The organism is Mesorhizobium sp. M2E.F.Ca.ET.219.01.1.1 (genome assembly GCF_004016445.2).
In the GTDB taxonomy this organism is placed as follows: Bacteria; Pseudomonadota; Alphaproteobacteria; order Rhizobiales; family Rhizobiaceae; genus Mesorhizobium.
In genome coordinates this window covers 1-307 of sequence record NZ_SADT02000198.1, presented here as the reverse complement: position 1 = coordinate 307, position 307 = coordinate 1, and the positions used below count along the sequence as shown (strand labels likewise).

Genomic DNA, 307 nt, shown 5'->3' with positions numbered 1-307 from the left:
CACGGCGATGTCTGGATAGTAGCTGATGTAGACGGCGCCGACGCCTTCGAGCGCACGGCCCCATGTTTCCTTGTCCAGCCAGTCGAAGGGTGGCGTGCCAGCGCGGGAGCCGATGCGCACGGGAATGTTCCTGGCGGTCAGCCGTTCGGCCAGGCGCCGGCCGGTCTTGCCGGTGCCGCCCAGGATCAAAATAGGTTTTGTAGTCATCTCGATCTCCTCGGTTCATAAATATGAGTAATCCTCACATTTGCAAAACGTGATAAACCCTCGTATTTTGTGAGTCAAGCCAGTCGTCGCAGAATCTTTC

At 57.0% G+C, this 307-nt stretch carries 1 pseudogene; it reads right to left on the bottom strand.

What is annotated here, in order from left to right:
• A pseudogene (locus tag EN862_RS35510) lies at window positions 1–207 on the bottom strand (NmrA family transcriptional regulator); the annotation flags it as partial.
• Between the last annotated feature and the right edge of the window lie 100 nt (window positions 208–307).